Genomic DNA, 17,723 nt, shown 5'->3' with positions numbered 1-17,723 from the left:
CGTGACCAACATTCCCGAGACCGGCCGCACCCCCCGGGTGCAGATCCGGCTCGTCATCATCCAGGTGCTCGTCTTCTCGCTGCTGTTCACCCTCGGCGGGCGGCTGTGGTACCTCCAGATCCGCAACGGCGACGAGTACACCCACGAGGCGAAGAGCAACCACGTCCAGCGGGTCGTCCACCCCGCCGTGCGCGGGTCGGTCCTCGACGCCCGCGGCGTCCCGCTCGCCGACAACGAAACCCGCCTGGTCGTCTCCGCCAGCCGCACCGAGCTGATGAAGATAAAGGACAGGGGCAAGGCCGTCCTGACCCGCCTCGCCGACGTCCTGGACATGACCCCCAAGGAGGTCATGGACAAGATCCGGCTGTGCGACTCGCAGACCCCCAAGCCCTGTTGGAACGGCTCGCCGTACCAGCCGATCCCGGTCACCCTCGAAGCCACCACGCAGCAGGCGCTCCAGATCCGCGAGCGCCCCGAGGACTTCCCCGGCATCACCGCGGAGCCCACCGCCGTCCGCCGCTACCCGGCCCCCGGCAAGGCCCGTACCTCGCAGGTCCTCGGCTACCTCTCCCCGGTCACCGACGAGGAGATCCAGAAGGCCAAGGACACCGACTCGCCGCACCTGCGCTCCGACCAGGTCGGCCGCTCCGGCATCGAGCGCACGTACGACAAGCAGCTGCGCGGCAAGGCCGGCGTCACGTCGTACGAGGTCGACAACCTCGGCCGGGTCATGGGCCAGACCGAGTCGGACCCGGGCGTGCCCGGATCCACCCTCGTCACCAGCATCGACGCCCGGGTCCAGGCCGTCGCCGAGTACGAGCTCCACGCGGCGATGAAGAAGGTCCGCGGCGAGACCGACAAGATCACCGGCCGCAAGTACGAGGCCGACGCGGGCGCCGTCGTCGTCATGGAGTCCAGGACCGGCCGCGTCGTCGCGATGGCCTCCCAGCCCGACTACGACCCCAACGCCTGGGTCGGCGGCATCTCCGCCAAGGACTACGCCCGGCTCACCAGCAAGAACTCCAACTACCCGCTGCTCAACCGGGCCATCCAGGGGCAGTCGCCCGCCGGCTCCGTCTTCAAGGTGGTGTCCGCGAGCGCGGCCGTGCGCGCCGGCTACGACTTCAACGACAAGTACCTCTGCAGCTCCTCGTACAGCATGGGCAACCGGAGCTTCGCGAACTTCGAGTCCAAGGGGCACGGCCCGATCACCCTCGGGGACGCGCTCAAGTTCTCCTGCAACACCGTCTTCTACCGCCTCGGTCACCAGGAGTGGCAGCGCGACGGCGGCCTCAAGCCGAAGAAGGGCGCCCACGACTGGTTCTACCGGACCGCCCGCGACTACGGGTTCGGCTCCGAGACCGGCATCGACGTGCCCAACGAGGTCAGCGGGCGCATCCCGGACCGCCAGTGGAAGAAGAGCTTCTGGGAGGCCAACAAGGACGCCTGGTGCAAGCAGGGCAAGAAGGGCGGCACCTACGTCGAGCAGATCGCCTACGAGAGCTGCCTCGAGGGCAACCAGCTCAAGGCGTTCGACAGCATCAACTTCTCCATCGGCCAGGGCGACGTCCTCATCACCCCCATCCAGCTGGCCACCGCGTACGCCGCCATCAGCAACGGCGGCACCCTCTACAACCCCACCATCGGAAAGGCCGTCATCAGCCCCGACGGCAAGAAGGTCGACGAGATCAAGCCCCGGGCCCACGGCAGGCTGCCGGTCGACGCCGCGACCATCAGGGACCTCGACAAGGGCCTTCGCTCCGTCGTCGAGCCCGGCGGCACGGCCGCCTGGAGGTTCGGCGGCTGGCCGCAGGACAAGATCCCGATGCACGCGAAGACCGGCACCGCCCAGGTCTACGGCAAGCAGACCACCTCGTGGTTCGCGACGTACACCAAGGACTTCACGATCGTCATGACGATCTCCCAGGGCGGCACCGGCTCCGGCGCCTCCGGCCCCGCCGTGCGCAACATCTACGACGCGCTCTACGGGCTGGACAAGGAAGGCAAGCAGGACCTGAAGAAGGCCCTGCTGCCCGGCCCCCAGCGGGGGCTTCCCAAGATCGACAAGGACGGCTCGATCGACGCGCCGGACATCAAGCCGTACGTGCCGACGCCCGAGGAGCCGGCGACCGGACTCGCCGGGCCGCCCGGCGAAGTGTGGATGGGCGGGCGGACCCTGTGACCGGAGCGAAGAACTTCTCGGTGGCCCGGTACGCGCCCGAGCGCGGACCGCTGGGCAAGCTCACCGCGCGCGACTCGCTGATGCGCCGGCTCGACTGGCCGATGCTGCTGTCGGCGATCGCGCTGTCCTTCATCGGCGCGCTCCTGGTGTGGTCCGCGACCCGCAACCGCACCCAGCTCAACCAGGGCGACCCGTACTACTTCCTGCTGCGGCACGCCCTGAACACCGGCATCGGCCTGGTGCTGATGATCGGCACCGTCTGGCTCGGCCACCGCACCCTGCGCGGCGCGGTGCCCGTGCTCTACGGACTCTCGCTGCTCCTGGTCACCGCGGTGCTGACCCCGCTCGGCGCGACCATCAACGGCGCGCACGCGTGGATCGTCATCGGCGGCGGCTTCTCGCTCCAGCCGTCGGAGTTCTGCAAGATCACGATCATCTTGGGCATGGCCATGCTGCTGGCCGCCCGGGTGGACGCGGGCGACCTGGAGCACCCGGACCACCGCATCGTCGTCAAGGCGCTGTGCGTCGCCGCCGCCCCCATGGGCATCACCATGCTGATGCCCGACCTCGGGTCCGTCATGGTGATGGTGGTGATCGTGCTGGGCGTACTGCTCGCCTCGGGCGCGTCCAACCGCTGGGTGTTCGGCCTGCTCGGCTCGGGGATCGCCGGCGCGGTGCTGGTCTGGCAGCTCGGCGTACTGGACGAGTACCAGATCAACCGCTTCGCGGCCTTCGCCAACCCCGAGCTGGACCCGGCCGGTGTCGGCTACAACACCAACCAGGCGCGGATCGCGATCGGCTCCGGCGGGCTGCTGGGCGCCGGCCTCTTCAAGGGCTCGCAGACCACCGGCCAGTTCGTGCCCGAGCAGCAGACCGACTTCGTCTTCACGGTGGCGGGGGAGGAGCTGGGCTTCGTCGGAGCCGGGCTGATCCTGGTGCTCCTGGGCATCGTGCTGTGGCGGGCCTGCCTGATCGCCCGCGAGACCACCGAGCTCTACGGCACGATCGTCGCGGCGGGGATCATCGCCTGGTTCGCGTTCCAGTCCTTCGAGAACATCGGGATGACCCTCGGGATCATGCCGGTGGCGGGTCTGCCGCTGCCCTTCGTCTCCTACGGCGGCTCGTCCATGTTCGCCGTGTGGGTGGCGATCGGGCTACTCCAGTCGATCAAGGTGGAGCGGCCGATGTCGGCGTGACGGAATTGCGCCGAGTCCGTGCGCTACCCGTGCGTAACCCGTACGACGTGTTCCGTTCAGGACTAAGTTCGGTCTATGGCGGACACGAAGCGCGAGATCGAGCGGAAATTCGAGTTCACTTCAGCCAAAGCCGCGAAGCGGGGAGTGCCGGACCTGACGGGCACGGCCGGCATCGCCGACGTCGTCGACCGGGGCACGGCCGACCTCGACGCGGTCTACTACGACACCCCTGACCAGCGCCTCGCCGCCGACGGTCTGACGCTGCGGCGCCGGACCGGCGGCGAGGACGCGGGCTGGCACCTGAAACTGCCCGTCTCGCCCGGAGTGCGCGACGAGGTGCAGGCCCCGCTGAGCGACACCCTGCCGCGCACGCTCGCCGGCCTGGTCCGCTCCCGGGTCCGCGACACCGGCCTGGTCCCGCTCGTGCGGCTGCTGTCCTCCCGCAGAGTGCTGCACCTGGTCGACGCCGACGGCAGCCTGCTCGCCGAGCTGAGCACCGACGCCGTACGCGCCGAACGGCTCACCGAACCGGTCGCCACCGCCGAGTGGACCGAGGTCGAGGTCGAACTGGCCGACGGCTCGGAGGACCCGGAGTTCCTCGACGCCGTCGAGAAGAAGTTCAAGAAGGCCGGGATCGCACCCTCCGACGCCCCCTCCAAACTGGCCCGCGCCCTGGCCGAGACCGGCGCCGTGTCCCCCCGCCCCGACGCACCCCCGCCCGACGGCACCGCCGGCGCCCACGTCCTGGCGTACCTGCGCGAACAGGTCGACGCGCTCGTCGCCCAGGACCCGGCCGTGCGCCGCAACCTGCCCGACTCCGTCCACCAGATGCGGGTCGCCTCCCGGCGGCTGCGCAGCGCCTTCAAGACGTACCGGCGCGTCATAGACCGCGGGGCCACCGACCCGCTCGGCGCCGAACTCCGCTGGCTGGCCGTCGAGCTGGGCGTCGACCGCGACCAGGAAGTCCTGCTGGAGCGCCTCCAGAAGGCCGTCGGGGAACTCCCGCGCACCCTCCTCCTCGGCCCGGTCCGCGGCCGGCTGCGGATCTGGAACAACAGCCGCCGCTCCGGCTCGCGCCGCCGTGTCCTCGCCGCCCTCGACAGCAAGCGGTACCTCACCCTGCTCGATTCCCTCGACACGCTGCTCGCCGAGCCGCCGCTGACCGCGCAGGCGGGCAAGCCCGCCGACAAGGTCTTCCCGAAGGCCGTCCTGCGCGACTACCACCGCCTCGCGACCCGCATCGACCACGCGCTGTCCCTGGAGCCGGGGGAGGAGCGGGACCTCGCCCTGCACGACGCCCGCAAGGCGGCCAAACGCGCCCGCTACGCCGCCGAGGCGGCCGTACCGGTCCTCGGCAAGCCCGCGAGCCGCCAGGCCAAGGCGATGAAGTCGGTCCAGACCCTGCTGGGCGACCACCAGGACAGCGTGGTGGCCCGCGAGGCCCTGCTCGGACTGGCGGCCCAGGCCGACGGCGCGGGCGAGTCGGGCTTCACCTGGGGGCTGCTCTACGCCCGTGAGGAAGCCCTCGCCGAACGCCGCGAGCGGGAGCTCCCGGAGGTGTGGGAAGAGGCCTCCGCCCCGCAACGGCGGGCCGGACTGCACACCTGACCGGATGATCACGGCGGGCGGGGGCCCGCGCGCCTCAAGGTACGCTTGAGAGTCGCCCCCCTGCCCGCTCATGAAGGTTGCTATGCCCGCCGAGTCAGTTTTTCCTCAGCTCGAGGCCCTGCTTCCGCACGTCCAGAAGCCGATCCAGTACGTCGGCGGTGAGCTCAACTCCACCGTGAAGCCGTGGGACAGCGCGGACGTCCGCTGGGCGCTCATGTACCCGGACGCCTACGAGGTCGGCCTGCCCAATCAGGGCGTCATGATCCTCTACGAGGTGCTGAACGAGCGCGAGGGCGTCCTCGCCGAGCGCACGTACAGCGTGTGGCCGGACCTGGAAGCGCTCATGCGCGAGCACAAGGTCCCGCAGTTCACGGTCGACAGCCACCGCCCGGTCGGCGCCTTCGACGTGTTCGGCCTGTCCTTCTCCACGGAGCTGGGCTACACGAACATGCTCACGGCCCTGGACCTGGCCGGCATTCCGCTGGAGGCCAAGGACCGCACCGTCGACCACCCGATCGTGCTCGCCGGCGGCCACGCGGCCTTCAACCCCGAGCCGATCGCGGACTTCATCGACTGCGCGGTCATCGGCGACGGCGAGCAGGCCGTCCTCGACATGACCGAGATCATCCGCGCCTGGAAGGCGGAGGGGCGGCCGGGCGGGCGCGAAGAGGTCCTGCTCCGCCTCGCCAAGACCGGCGGCGTCTACGTGCCGGGCTTCTACGACGTCGAGTACCTCCCGGACGGCCGCATCGGCCGTGTCGTGCCGAACCGCTCCGGCGTGCCGTGGCGCGTGTCCAAGCACACCGTCATGGACCTCGACGAGTGGCCGTACCCGAAGCAGCCGCTGGTCCCGCTCGCAGAGACCGTCCACGAGCGGATGTCCGTCGAGATCTTCCGCGGCTGCACCCGCGGCTGCCGTTTCTGCCAGGCCGGCATGATCACGCGCCCCGTGCGGGAGCGAAGCATCACCGGCATCGGCGAGATGGTGGAGAAGGGTCTCAAGGCCACCGGCTTCGAGGAGGTCGGCCTCCTCTCGCTGTCCTCCGCGGACCACACCGAGATCGGTGACATCGCCAAGGGCCTCGCCGACCGCTACACGGACGACAAGATCGGCCTGTCCCTCCCGTCGACCCGCGTGGACGCCTTCAACGTCGACCTGGCCAACGAACTGACCCGCAACGGCCGCCGCTCCGGTCTGACCTTCGCCCCCGAGGGCGGCTCCGAGCGCATGCGCAAGGTCATCAACAAGATGGTGTCCGAAGAGGACCTCATCCGTACCGTGTCCACGGCCTACGGCAACGGCTGGCGCCAGGTGAAGCTGTACTTCATGTGCGGCCTGCCGACCGAGACCGACGAGGACGTGCTCCAGATCGGCGACATGGCGGTCAACGTCATCGCCAAGGGCCGCGAGGTCTCGGGCCAGAACGACATCCGCTGCACGGTCTCGATCGGCGGCTTCGTACCGAAGCCCCACACGCCGTTCCAGTGGGCCCCGCAGCTCTCGGCGGAGGAGACGGACGCCCGCCTGGAGAAGCTCCGGGACAAGATCCGCGGCGACAAGAAGTACGGCCGCTCCATCGGCTTCCGCTACCACGACGGCAAGCCCGGCATCGTCGAGGGCCTGCTCTCGCGCGGCGACCGCCGCATCGGCGACGTCATCCGCGCCGTGTACGAGTCCGGCGGCCGCTTCGACGGCTGGCGCGAGCACTTCTCGTACGACCGCTGGATGGAGGCCGCGGAGAAGGCGCTGCCCGCGTACGGCGTCGACGTGGCCTGGTACACCACCCGCGAGCGCACCTACGAAGAAGTCCTGCCCTGGGACCACCTGGACTCCGGTCTCGACAAGGACTGGCTCTGGGAGGACTGGCAGGACGCCCTCGACGAGACCGAGGTCGAGGACTGCCGCTGGACCCCGTGCTTCGACTGCGGCGTCTGCCCGCAGATGGACACGCAGATCCAGATCGGCCCGACGGGCAAGAAGCTGCTCCCCCTGTCGGTCGTGAAGTGACGTAACACCCCGCTCGTCCGCGCATGCCCCCGCCGGGAATCCCGGCGGGGGCATGCGCGTGTGACGGACCCGGTCCGCACGGGTGCAACTGCCGTGGCCCCGCGGGTGTCCTGACGTTCATGGACATGGAGAAGCGGCAGCCCGCCCCGGAGCCCGGCGAAGGCTGCCTGGTGGCGCCCGTCAGGCTGGTGGCACGGGTCGTCGCGGTGCTGGTCGTGCTGCCGGTCCGGATGGCGTGGGACCTGCTCGCCGCCCTGGCCCGCGCGGCCCACCGCCGCGCCCTGCGCCCCCTGGGCCACGGCCTCGCGTGGCTGTGGAGCCACCTGGTCGCGGCCCCGGCCGTGTGGCTGTGGACCCGCGTCCTCGACCCGCTGACCCGCGCCGTCGCGCAGGTGCTGTACGTCGCGGCGAAGCTGCTCTTCGTCTGGCCGTGGCTCGGCCTGTGGCGGTACGCCGTCGTACCCGTCGCCCAGGGGATCGCCTGGCTGGGGGCGCGGGCCGCCCGCGCGGCGCGGTGGCTGGCCGCGGCCCTGTTCGTCCGGCCCTGGGTCGCGCTGTGGCAGTACGTCCTCGTGCCCGCGGGGCGGGCCATCGGCCGGTGGCTGCTGCGGCCGTCGGGCAAGGCCCTCGCCTGGCTGCTGCTCTCCTTCGCGCGCTACGTCCTCGCCCCGCTCGCCACCGCCGTGGCCCGGCTCTGCACGGCCGCCTACCGGTACGGCCTGACCCCGCTCGGCCACGCCCTGCGCGGCCTGTACCGGCACGTGCTGACCCCGCTCGGCCACGCGCTCGCCTGGCTGCTGCCCAGGGCGCTGCGCGCGGTCCTCGTCTGGCCGTGGACCGGCCTGTGGCAGTACGTCCTCGTGCCCTTGGGGCGGGGAACCGCCTGGCTCGTGCGCGGGACCGGGACGGTGCTGGCCTGGATTGCCAGGGCCCTGTTCGTCCGGCCGTGGGTCGCGCTGTGGCAGTACGTCCTCGTGCCCGCGGGGCGGGGCACGTACCGGTACGTGCTCGCCCCTCTCGGGCGCGCGCTGTACGCGTACCTGCTGAAGCCGCTCGGGCAGCTGGTCGTCTGGGCCTGGGCGGTGGCCGGCCGCGTGTCGAGGGCCGTCGGCCGCGGCCTGCGGTGGGCGGGGTGGGTACTGGTCGGGTGGCCCGCCACACGGGTGTACCGGCACGTGCTCACACCGGCCGGGCACCTGGCGCGCGAGGTGTGGCGGACCGTGCGCGCGAGCGTGCGCGAGGTGCGCGGCGAGGTCCGCCGGGCACTCTTCGGTACTCCTCCCCGGGAACCGGGGAGGTCACGGGCGCGTACTCTGGGTAGTACGACAGCTGTCGGCACGGCGCCCGCCCCCGAGATCTCCCTGCACAAGCAGGGGTGAGCCGGAGGACAGGGAGCGGCCGTACGGCTCCACAGACCTCAAGGGCGGTGCGCGCCAGCGCCCGCCCCGCACCAAGGAGAAGGACCACTGGGCAAGCGACAGCCCGAAGGACCGCCGCCCGCACCCGCGGTGCAGCGCATCCGACTGCGCTACACCAAGCGCGGCCGCCTCCGGTTCACCAGCCACCGTGACTTCCAGCGCGCGTTCGAGCGGGCCCTGCGCCGCGCCGAGGTGCCGATGGCCTACTCGGCCGGATTCACCCCGCACCCCAAGGTCTCGTACGCGAACGCCGCCCCCACGGGCACCGGCAGCGAGGCCGAATACCTGGAGATCGCCCTCACCGAGGCACGCGACCCCGAGAAGCTCCGCGAGCTGCTCGACGAGTCGCTGCCCGACGGTCTCGACATCACCGACGCGGTCGAGGCCCGTACCTCCGGGCTCGCCGACCGCCTGACCGCCTCGGTCTGGGAGCTGCGCCTGGACGGCGTGGAAGCCGCCGAGGCCGAGCGCGCCACCGCCGCCTTCCTGGCCGCCGAGACCGTCGAGGTCCAGCGCCGCACGAAGAACGGCATGCGCACCTTCGACACCCGCGGCGCTGTGGTCAGCCTCGAGGCGCTTCCTGCCGGTGCTGATAGGCCCGCGGACAGTGCCTGTGCGATACTGCGGCTGGTTGTTCGGCATTTGACACCTGCCGTGCGACCCGACGACGTCCTGTCCGGTCTCCGAGCTGTGGCCGACCTGGCGCCGCCGGTCCCCGCAGCGGTGACCAGGCTGGCGCAGGGGCTCTTCGACGAGGAGTCCGGCACGGTGACCGACCCGCTCGCGCCCGACCGCGAGGCTGTCACGGCCGCCCCACCCACGGCCGCCGTAGCCGCCGACGCGAAGGCGCCGGAAGGTCCCGCCGCGTAGGGACCGTCGTCGTAGCGCAGCCCTGGCACTCGGGAGCCACCTGGGTCGGGCAGCGCACTGACCTGAAGACTTCCGCCAGGCCGTACGGACATCACGTACGGAACCGGCGGCCTTGGACCAATGCTCCTGTGCGGTGCACGCGCCCCGGAGGCCGGTCCGCGTTCCTCACGCGGACCGTGCCGGACCGGAAGTCAGCCGCGGCGCCCGGGAGCGTGACGGGAGAACCGCCCGCATGCAGATCAACGAACACCCCAATAACGGCGACGCCACCGACGCCAGCCCCAGCGACAACCTGCCGCCGCGCCGGCGACGCCGTGCGGCGTCCCGGCCGGCCGGCCCCCCCGGCGGCACCGCGGAGACCGTGACCGCCGAGACTCCGGCCGTCGAGACCGCTCCGGCTCCGGCCGTGGAAGAGGCTGCCCCGGCTGCCGCTCCGGCCCGGACGCGCCGTCGTGCCACCCGTGCCGCTGCCGCTCCGGCCGCCGAGGCTGCTCCCGCCGCCCCGGCCGCCCCTGCGGCCGAGGCCGTCGAGGAGGCTGCGCCTGCCGCCGCCCCGGCGCGTACCCGCCGTCGTGCCACCCGCGCCGCCGCGGCTCCGGCCGCCGAGGCTGCCGAGGCCGCCCCGGCCGTCGAGACCGCTCCGGCTCCGGCCGTCGAGGAGGCTGCCCCGGCTGCCGCTCCGGCGCGTACCCGCCGTCGTGCCACCCGCGCCGCTGCCGCCCCTGCGGCCGAGGCTGTCGAGGCCGCCCCCGCCGCCGAGGTGGTCGCGGCTCCGGCTCCGGCCGTCGAGGAGGCCGCTCCGACTGCCGCTCCGGCGCGTACCCGCCGTCGTGCCACCCGCGCCGCTGCCGCCCCTGCGGCCGAGGCTGCCCCCGCCGCCGAGGTCGTCGAGGCCCCCGCCGCCGAGGCTGCTGCTCCGGCCGTCGAGGAGGCCGCCCCGGCTGCCGCTCCGGCCCGTACGCGCCGTCGTGCCACCCGCGCCGCCGCCGCTCCGGCCGCCGAGGCCCCCGCTGCCGCCGAGGCGCCCGCCGAGCCGGAGGCCGTGACGGTCACCGTCGCCGACGCCGTCGACGCGCCGAAGGGCCGCGGCCGCCGCCGCGCCACCCGGGCCACCGCGCCCGCCGCCGCCCCTGCCGAGGCCCCTAAGGCCCCGGCCGCCGAGCCCGAGGCTCCGGCCCGTGGCGGCCGCCGCCGTCCGGCCGTGGCCGTCTTCCAGGCGCCGGTCTTCCAGGCACCGATGTTCCAGACCCCGATGACCGCTGCCGCGGCCCTGGCCGCCGAGCCGGAGGCCGAGGAAGAGGAAGAGGAGACCGAGGCCCCCGCCCCGGCTCCGCAGCCCGCCGGCCGCCGTCGCCGCCGCCGTGGCGGTGCCGTCGAGCCCGAGCCGGTCGTCGAGCCCGTTGCCGAGCCCGTCGAGGCCTCTGCGCCCGCCGAGGCCGAGGTCGAGGCCGACGAGGAGCCCGAGGCCGAAGCCGAGGACGGCGACGAGTCGGGCGAGCGCCCGGGCCGCCGTCGTCGTCGCGGTGGCCGCCGTCGCCGTCGTGGCGAGGCCTCGGACTTCGACGAGTCCGCCGAGTCCGCCGAGGACGACGAGGAGTCCGACGAAGAGGCCGCCGCGCAGGCTGCCGCCGAGGCGGAGGCCGACGAGGACGAGTCCGAGGACTCCGGTCCGCTCGGCTCCAGCTCCAGCCGCCGTCGCCGCCGTCGCCGTCGCCGCTCCGGTGACACCGGCGCCGAGGCCGAGGCCGGCGACGAGGACGGCGTCCGTACGGTCGTCAAGGTCCGCGAGCCCCGCCCGGCCCGCGAGAAGGCCGACATCGGCTCCGGCAGCGACGAGGTGCAGTCCATCAAGGGCTCCACGCGTCTGGAGGCGAAGAAGCAGCGCCGCCGCGAAGGCCGCGAGCAGGGCCGCCGCCGGGTGCCGATCATCACCGAGGCCGAGTTCCTGGCCCGCCGCGAGGCGGTCGAGCGCGTGATGGTCGTCCGCCAGAGCGGCGAGCGCACCCAGATCGGCGTCCTCGAGGACAACGTGCTCGTCGAGCACTACGTCAACAAGGAGCAGGCGACCTCGTACGTCGGCAACGTCTACCTGGGCAAGGTCCAGAACGTGCTGCCGTCCATGGAGGCCGCGTTCATCGACATCGGCAAGGGCCGCAACGCCGTCCTGTACGCCGGCGAGGTCAACTTCGAAGCGCTCGGCATGGCCAACGGCCCCCGTCGCATCGAGTCCGCCCTCAAGTCCGGCCAGTCGGTCCTGGTGCAGGTCACCAAGGACCCGATCGGCCACAAGGGCGCCCGCCTCACCAGCCAGGTCTCGCTGCCCGGCCGCTACCTGGTCTACGTGCCCGAGGGCTCGATGACCGGTATCAGCCGCAAGCTGCCCGACACCGAGCGCGCACGTCTGAAGACCATCCTCAAGAAGATCGTCCCCGAGGACGCGGGCGTCATCGTGCGCACCGCCGCCGAGGGTGCGAGCGAGGACGAGCTGCGCCGCGACGTCGAGCGTCTGCAGGCCCAGTGGGAGGACATCCAGAAGAAGTCGAAGCAGATCTCGACCTCTTCGCCGAGCCTCCTGTACGGCGAGCCGGACATGACCGTCCGCGTCGTGCGCGACATCTTCAACGAGGACTTCTCGAAGGTCATCGTCAGCGGTGACGAGGCCTGGGAGACCATCCACGGCTACGTCTCGCACGTCGCTCCGGACCTGGCGAACCGCCTGCAGCGCTGGACCTCCGAGGTCGACGTCTTCGCGACCTACCGCATCGACGAGCAGCTCGCCAAGGCGCTCGACCGCAAGGTGTGGCTGCCCTCCGGCGGCTCCCTCGTGATCGACAAGACCGAGGCGATGATCGTCATCGACGTCAACACCGGCAAGTTCACCGGTCAGGGCGGCAACCTCGAAGAGACGGTCACCAGGAACAACCTGGAGGCGGCCGAGGAGATCGTGCGCCAGCTGCGGCTGCGCGACCTCGGCGGCATCGTCGTCATCGACTTCATCGACATGGTCCTGGAGTCGAACCGCGACCTCGTGCTCCGGCGCATGCTGGAGTGCCTGGGCCGGGACCGTACGAAGCACCAGGTCGCCGAGGTCACCTCGCTGGGCCTGGTCCAGATGACCCGCAAGCGCGTGGGCCAGGGCCTGCTGGAGTCCTTCTCCGAGACCTGTGTCCACTGCAACGGCCGCGGCGTGATCGTGCACATGGAGACGCCGACCGTGCAGGGCGGCGGCGGCAACGGCAAGCGCGCCAAGAAGCGCGGCCGCGGCGGTGCGCACGAGCACGACCACGACCTGGTGACGGGCATCGAGGCGGACGTCGTCGAGGGTGAGACCGAGGCCGAGGTGGCTGCCGAGGCCGCCGCGCCGCTCGCGCTGCCCGAGCCGGAGTTCGCCCCGGACGAGGAGCTGTACAGCAGCCCGGCCGAGGCCGAGGCCGCCGCCGGAATGGGCGGCGGACGCCGCTCGCGCCGTCGTGCGACCCGCAAGGCCACGGCTCCGGCCGGCGCCCCGCGGACCGCGGCAGCGGCCGCTGCCGCCCCGGTCGCGGAGCCGGTTGCCGAGCCTGTGGCCGTCGCCGAGCCTGTGGTCGAGGCCGAGCCGGTCGCCGAGCCGGCCGACACCGTCCCGGAGCCGGCCCCCGAGGCCGTCGCCGAGCCGGTTGCCGAGCCCGTGGCCGAGGAGGCCGCGCCGAAGGGCCGTACGCGCCGTCGTGCGACCCGTAAGGCCACCGCGCCCGCCGGTGCACCGGAGCAGGCCGCCGAGGCCGAGCCGGTGCCCGCGCCGGTCGTCGAGGCCGCTCCCGTTGTGGAGCCGGTCGCGGAGGCCGAGGTCGAGCCCGTGCCTGCGCCCGAGCCCGCGGTCGAGGCCGTGGCCGCGCCGGTCGTCGAGGCCGCCCCGGCGCGTCCGCGTCGCCGTGCGACCCGCAAGGCCACCGCGCCCGCCGGTTCCCCGGCAGGCGCCGAGGCCGCCGTCGTGGTCGTCGCCGCCCCGGCCGCCGAGCCGACCGCCCCGGCCGCCGCGGCCGCGGAGGAGCCGGCAGCCGAGGCCGAGGAGGCCGCTCCGGCCAAGAAGACGGCCCGCAAGGCTCCGGCCAAGAAGGCCCCCGCCAAGAAGGCCGCCGCCAAGAAGACGACGACCGCCAAGAAGGCCGTCGCCAAGAAGACGGTGGCCAAGAAGACCACGGCCAAGAAGGCGACGAAGAAGACCGCGGCGGCGGAGCAGCAGACGCTGCCCTCCGTCTCGGCCTCCACCGAAGCCTGATCGGGCCGTAGAAACAGGGGCCGGGGGCCCGGTTTGACCTCTCAAACCGGGCCCCGTACCCTGGACCGTCGGCGTGTCTCTGTGCACGCCAGCTCCTGAGCACCTCCCTCCCGGGCTTCACGGCGCGGGAGAGGCCGCCCGCGTTTCGGCGGGGTCGGCTGGCTTCAGGGGTCCCCGTATCGAGTGAGAGAGAGATCCGCGTGTACGCCATCGTGCGCAGCGGTGGTCGCCAGCACAAGGTTGCTGTCGGCGACATCGTTGAGGTTGACAAGATTTCCACTGCCAAGGTTGGCGACACGGTCGAGCTCTCGACCCTGCTCGTTGTCGACGGCGACGCTGTGACCAGCGACCCGTGGGTCCTGGCCGGCATCAAGGTCACGGCCGAGGTCGTGGACCACCACAAGGGCGCCAAGATCGACATCCTGCGCTACAAGAACAAGACGGGCTACCGTCGTCGTCAGGGTCACCGTCAGCAGTACACGGCGATCAAGGTCACCGGCATCCCGACCGCCGCGAAGTAAAGAGGGACTGAGCAATGGCACACAAGAAGGGCGCATCGTCCACCCGGAACGGTCGCGACTCCAATGCCCAGCGGCTCGGCGTGAAGCGCTTCGGCGGTCAGGTCGTTTCCGCTGGTGAGATCCTCGTCCGCCAGCGCGGCACCCACTTCCACCCGGGCGCCGGTGTCGGCCGCGGTGGCGACGACACGCTGTTCGCCCTGCAGGCCGGCGCGGTGCAGTTCGGCACCCACCGTGGCCGCAAGGTCGTGAACATCGTTCCGGCCGCCTGATCCAGCTTCTGCTGATCAAGCGTTCGTAACTTACCGAGGGCGGATCTCCGTCTTTCCGGCTCAGCCGGGAAGACCGGTCCGCCCTCGGCGCGTTTGTACAGACACACGTTTAATGGGCATTAGTGCCCGGAACAACCCCGTTCTTTCTGGAGGCAACCACCATGACCACCTTCGTGGACCGCGTCGAGCTGCACGTCGCCGCGGGTAACGGGGGCCACGGCTGCGCCTCCGTTCACCGGGAGAAGTTCAAGCCGCTCGGCGGCCCCGACGGCGGCAACGGCGGCCGTGGCGGCGATGTGATCCTCGTCGTCGAGCAGGCGATCACGACCCTGCTGGAGTACCACCACAGCCCCCACCGCAAGGCCACCAACGGCAAGCCCGGCGCGGGTGACAACCGCTCTGGCAAGGACGGCCAGGACCTGGTCCTGCCCGTGCCGGACGGCACCGTCGTCCTCGACAAGGAGGGCAACGTCCTCGCGGACCTCGTCGGCCAGGGCACGACGTACGTCGCAGCCGAGGGCGGCCGCGGCGGCCTCGGCAACGCCGCCCTGTCCTCGGCCCGCCGCAAGGCCCCCGGCTTCGCCCTCCTCGGCGAGCCCGGCACGTTCGGTGACGTGACCCTGGAGCTCAAGACCGTCGCCGACGTGGCGCTGGTCGGCTACCCGAGCGCCGGCAAGTCCTCGCTGATCTCGGTGCTCTCCGCAGCCAAGCCGAAGATCGCGGACTACCCCTTCACCACCCTCGTGCCGAACCTGGGCGTGGTCACCGCCGGTTCCACCGTCTACACCATCGCCGACGTCCCCGGCCTGATCCCGGGCGCCAGCCAGGGCCGCGGCCTGGGCCTGGAGTTCCTGCGGCACGTCGAGCGCTGCTCGGTGCTCGTGCACGTGCTGGACACCGCGACCCTGGAGTCCGACCGCGACCCGGTCAGCGACCTCGACGTGATCGAGGAGGAGCTGCGCCTGTACGGCGGCGGCCTGGAGAAGCGCCCCCGGCTCGTCGTCCTCAACAAGGTCGACATCCCGGACGGCAAGGACCTCGCCGAGATGATCCGTCCCGAGCTCGAGGCGCGCGGCTACAAGGTCTTCGAGGTCTCGGCGGTCGCCCGTACCGGCCTGAAGGAGCTCTCCTACGCCCTTGCGGAGATCGTCGCCAAGGCGCGCGCCCGCAAGCCGAAGGAGGAGGCGACCCGCATCGTCATCCGTCCGAAGGCCGTGGACGACAGCGGCTTCACCGTCGTCTACGACGAGGCGGAGGACGTGTACCGCGTGCGCGGCGAGAAGCCGGAGCGCTGGGTGCGCCAGACCGACTTCAACAACGACGAGGCCGTGGGCTACCTCGCCGACCGCCTCAACCGTCTGGGTGTCGAAACCGAGCTGATGAAGGCCGGCGCTCGTGCGGGTGACGGCGTCGCCATCGGATCCGACGAGAACGCCGTCGTCTTCGACTGGGAGCCGACCATGATGGCGGGCGCCGAGATGCTCGGCCGCCGTGGCGAGGACCACCGTCTGGAGGCCCCGCGTCCGGCTGCGCAGCGCCGTCGCGACAAGGACGCCAAGCGGGACGACGCCCAGCGCGAGTACGACGAGTTCCGCCCCTTCTGACCGGGTGGGGGCTCCTTCCGACCATGGTGTTGAAGGAGCCTTTACGCCGCTCCCGTAGGATCCCCGGGTGAGTAACGTGCTCGACCAGAAGGCCGATGGAACGGACGCTTCCACCGGCCGCGGCAGTGGCAGCAGCGTCTGCGTCGTTGTGATCGCTTACAACGACGCCGAGCTCGTGGGCGAGGCCGTGGCATCGGCTCTCGCCCAGGGCGAGGTGGTCTCCGAAGTCATTGCGGTGGACGACGCGTCGTCCGACGGCACCCCGGGGGTGCTGGACGAGCTCGCCGCTGCCCACCCGCGGCTGCGGGTCGTCCACCGTACGGAGAACAGCGGGGGCTGCGGCACCCCGCGCAACGACGGGATACGGGCCGCCACGGCCCCGTACATCCTGTTCCTGGACAGCGACGACGTGCTGCCGCCGGGCTCGGCCGCGGCCCTGGTGGCCGCCGCCGAGCGCCACCGGGCGCCGGTGACCGTCGGCTCCTGCGTGCGCCGCGAGCTGCCGCAGGAGCACGACGTGCCGTGGGTGCCCGGGCTGTACCAGGCCCCGGCGGTCATAGAGCAGCCCGCCGACATGCCGGAGCTGGTCCGCGACACGCTCTGCGTCAACAAGCTGTACGAGCGGTCCTTCCTGGACAAACATTCCATCCGCTTCCCCGATGGTCGTTTCATCTACGAGGACTTCGTCTTCACCGCCCAGGTCCTGGCTGCCGCTCCGCGGATCGCGGTGATCCCCGAGCTCGTCTACGTCTGGCACGTGCGCCGCAGCGCCGCACAGGTGTCGATCTCCCTGGACCGCGCGGACATCGGCAACTGGCAGGCCCGGGTGAGCGCCCACCGCAAGGCGGTGGAGATCCTGCGCGCCTCCGGCTCGGAGGCCCTGGCCGCCGCCTGCCGGGTCAAGTTCCTGGAGTACGACCTGCGCATGTACCTGCGCGAGATCGGCGGGAACCCGGACTACCAGGCCGCGTGGTGGGCCATGACCCGCGCCTATCTGGACGGCTTCACGCCCGCCGAGATCGCGGACGCGGGAGCCTGTGCCCGCTGGATCGCCCACGTGCTGCTGGCGAGCCCCGAACCTCCCGCCGACCTGGACCGCCTCGTCCAGTTCGCCGGCGAGCCGCCCCGGCTGCTGCCCCCGTACGCGCTGGCCGCCGGCGGTCCCGTGTGGAGCGACCGGCTGCCGGACGCGAAGCTGGACGGACTGGGCGACCTGCCGCTCGCCGAGCTGCCCCTGACGGTGGACGCCCGGCTGGTCACGGGTCTGGCCGGCGAACTGGAAGTCCGGGTGCACGACCTCTACGGCCGCCTCGCCGCTGCCGGACCGCGCTCCGCGCACCTGGAGTTCGACTCCCGCCGCGGCGACGAGCCCGCCCTCAGCCGCCCGGTCGAGCTCAAGGCCGCCGGAGACGGATCCTGGACGGCGAAACTGCCCGTCGGGATGACCGCCCTGGCCGCCGCGGGCCGCCGCCGCGGCCGCCGTGGCCTGCAGGTCTGGGACGTCCGGCTGCGCGTGCACTGCGACGACGGCGGCTCGCTGCTGGCCTCGCTGCGCCCGCATTCCGAGCGCCTGCGGCGCAGCGTCCTGCTCAGCAGCCGGTACGGTGTTCTGCTGGTGCAGCCGTACGTCACGGCCAGCGGATCGCTGGCGCTGCGGCTGGCACCGGGATGGCACGGAGCGGTCAGCCTGGTCAGGAACCGCATCGACCGGGCGCGCATGCGGCGGCAGAACCGCTGAGCGGCTCCGGGCGTCTGGTACAGGACAGGTATTCGGGACTCGGGAGATACG

At 72.1% G+C, this 17,723-nt stretch carries 11 protein-coding genes; all 11 read left to right on the top strand.

Annotated elements, in window-relative coordinates:
• The first annotated feature begins 1 nt into the window (after window position 1).
• The 11 genes from mrdA to ACZ7H1_RS09185 all read left to right on the top strand — a co-directional run bounded on the left by mrdA (window position 2) and on the right by ACZ7H1_RS09185 (window position 17,672).
• Window positions 2-2,182 carry a penicillin-binding protein 2 gene (gene mrdA / locus ACZ7H1_RS09235; protein ID WP_470785038.1) on the top strand — a complete coding sequence of 727 codons (2,181 nt, stop codon included), beginning with the start codon at window positions 2-4 and terminating at the stop codon, window positions 2,180-2,182.
• The gene (gene rodA / locus ACZ7H1_RS09230) at window positions 2,179-3,378 is read left to right on the top strand and encodes a rod shape-determining protein RodA (RefSeq protein WP_470785036.1); all 1,200 of its coding nucleotides are present in this window, start codon (window positions 2,179-2,181) and stop codon (window positions 3,376-3,378) included. Before mrdA ends, rodA begins: the two co-directional genes overlap by 4 nt.
• A 75-nt stretch (window positions 3,379-3,453) precedes the next feature.
• Complete coding sequence (locus ACZ7H1_RS09225; protein WP_470785035.1) at window positions 3,454-4,986, top strand: CYTH and CHAD domain-containing protein; 1,533 nt, start codon at window positions 3,454-3,456, stop codon at window positions 4,984-4,986.
• Between the two features lie 82 nt (window positions 4,987-5,068).
• Window positions 5,069-6,994, top strand: coding sequence for a TIGR03960 family B12-binding radical SAM protein (locus ACZ7H1_RS09220; protein ID WP_470785033.1), 1,926 nt, complete (start codon window positions 5,069-5,071; stop codon window positions 6,992-6,994).
• A 119-nt stretch (window positions 6,995-7,113) separates the two neighbouring features.
• Entirely contained in the window at window positions 7,114-8,373 is a 1,260-nt protein-coding gene (locus tag ACZ7H1_RS09215) for a hypothetical protein (protein WP_470785032.1), read from the top strand.
• 129 nt (window positions 8,374-8,502) lie between these two features.
• A complete protein-coding gene (locus ACZ7H1_RS09210) occupies window positions 8,503-9,282 on the top strand; it encodes a TIGR03936 family radical SAM-associated protein (RefSeq protein ID WP_470785031.1) in 780 nt (259 codons plus the stop codon).
• Window positions 9,283-9,514: 232 nt separating this feature from the next.
• Entirely contained in the window at window positions 9,515-13,540 is a 4,026-nt protein-coding gene (locus ACZ7H1_RS09205; RefSeq protein WP_470785030.1) for an Rne/Rng family ribonuclease, read from the top strand.
• Window positions 13,541-13,740: 200 nt separating this feature from the next.
• A complete protein-coding gene (gene rplU / locus ACZ7H1_RS09200; RefSeq protein WP_114036861.1) occupies window positions 13,741-14,061 on the top strand; it encodes a 50S ribosomal protein L21 in 321 nt (106 codons plus the stop codon).
• Window positions 14,062-14,075: 14 nt separating this feature from the next.
• Window positions 14,076-14,330 carry a 50S ribosomal protein L27 gene (gene rpmA / locus ACZ7H1_RS09195; RefSeq protein ID WP_008738950.1) on the top strand — a complete coding sequence of 85 codons (255 nt, stop codon included), beginning with the start codon at window positions 14,076-14,078 and terminating at the stop codon, window positions 14,328-14,330.
• A gap of 161 nt (window positions 14,331-14,491) precedes the next feature.
• The gene (gene obgE, locus ACZ7H1_RS09190) at window positions 14,492-15,934 is read left to right on the top strand and encodes a GTPase ObgE (protein WP_470785028.1); all 1,443 of its coding nucleotides are present in this window, start codon (window positions 14,492-14,494) and stop codon (window positions 15,932-15,934) included.
• Window positions 15,935-16,001: 67 nt separating this feature from the next.
• Window positions 16,002-17,672, top strand: coding sequence for a glycosyltransferase family 2 protein (locus ACZ7H1_RS09185; protein ID WP_470785026.1), 1,671 nt, complete (start codon window positions 16,002-16,004; stop codon window positions 17,670-17,672).
• Window positions 17,673-17,723 lie beyond the last annotated feature (51 nt).

This window comes from Streptomyces sp. NPDC037401 (assembly GCF_055602345.1).
The sequence above is the reverse complement of the archived record's forward strand: the minus strand, read 5'-3'. Positions and strand labels throughout refer to the sequence as shown.

Excerpts from the sequence above, each read along its gene's own strand:
- ACZ7H1_RS09220 (WP_470785033.1), top strand. The coding sequence starts at position 5,069 with ATGCCCGCCGAGTCAGTTTTTCCTCAGCTCGAGGCCCTGCTTCCGCAC.
- obgE (WP_470785028.1), top strand. The coding sequence starts at position 14,492 with ATGACCACCTTCGTGGACCGCGTCGAGCTGCACGTCGCCGCGGGTAAC.
- ACZ7H1_RS09225 (WP_470785035.1), top strand. The coding sequence starts at position 3,454 with ATGGCGGACACGAAGCGCGAGATCGAGCGGAAATTCGAGTTCACTTCA.
- ACZ7H1_RS09205 (WP_470785030.1), top strand. The coding sequence starts at position 9,515 with ATGCAGATCAACGAACACCCCAATAACGGCGACGCCACCGACGCCAGC.
- rpmA (WP_008738950.1), top strand. The coding sequence starts at position 14,076 with ATGGCACACAAGAAGGGCGCATCGTCCACCCGGAACGGTCGCGACTCC.
- ACZ7H1_RS09215 (WP_470785032.1), top strand. The coding sequence starts at position 7,114 with ATGGACATGGAGAAGCGGCAGCCCGCCCCGGAGCCCGGCGAAGGCTGC.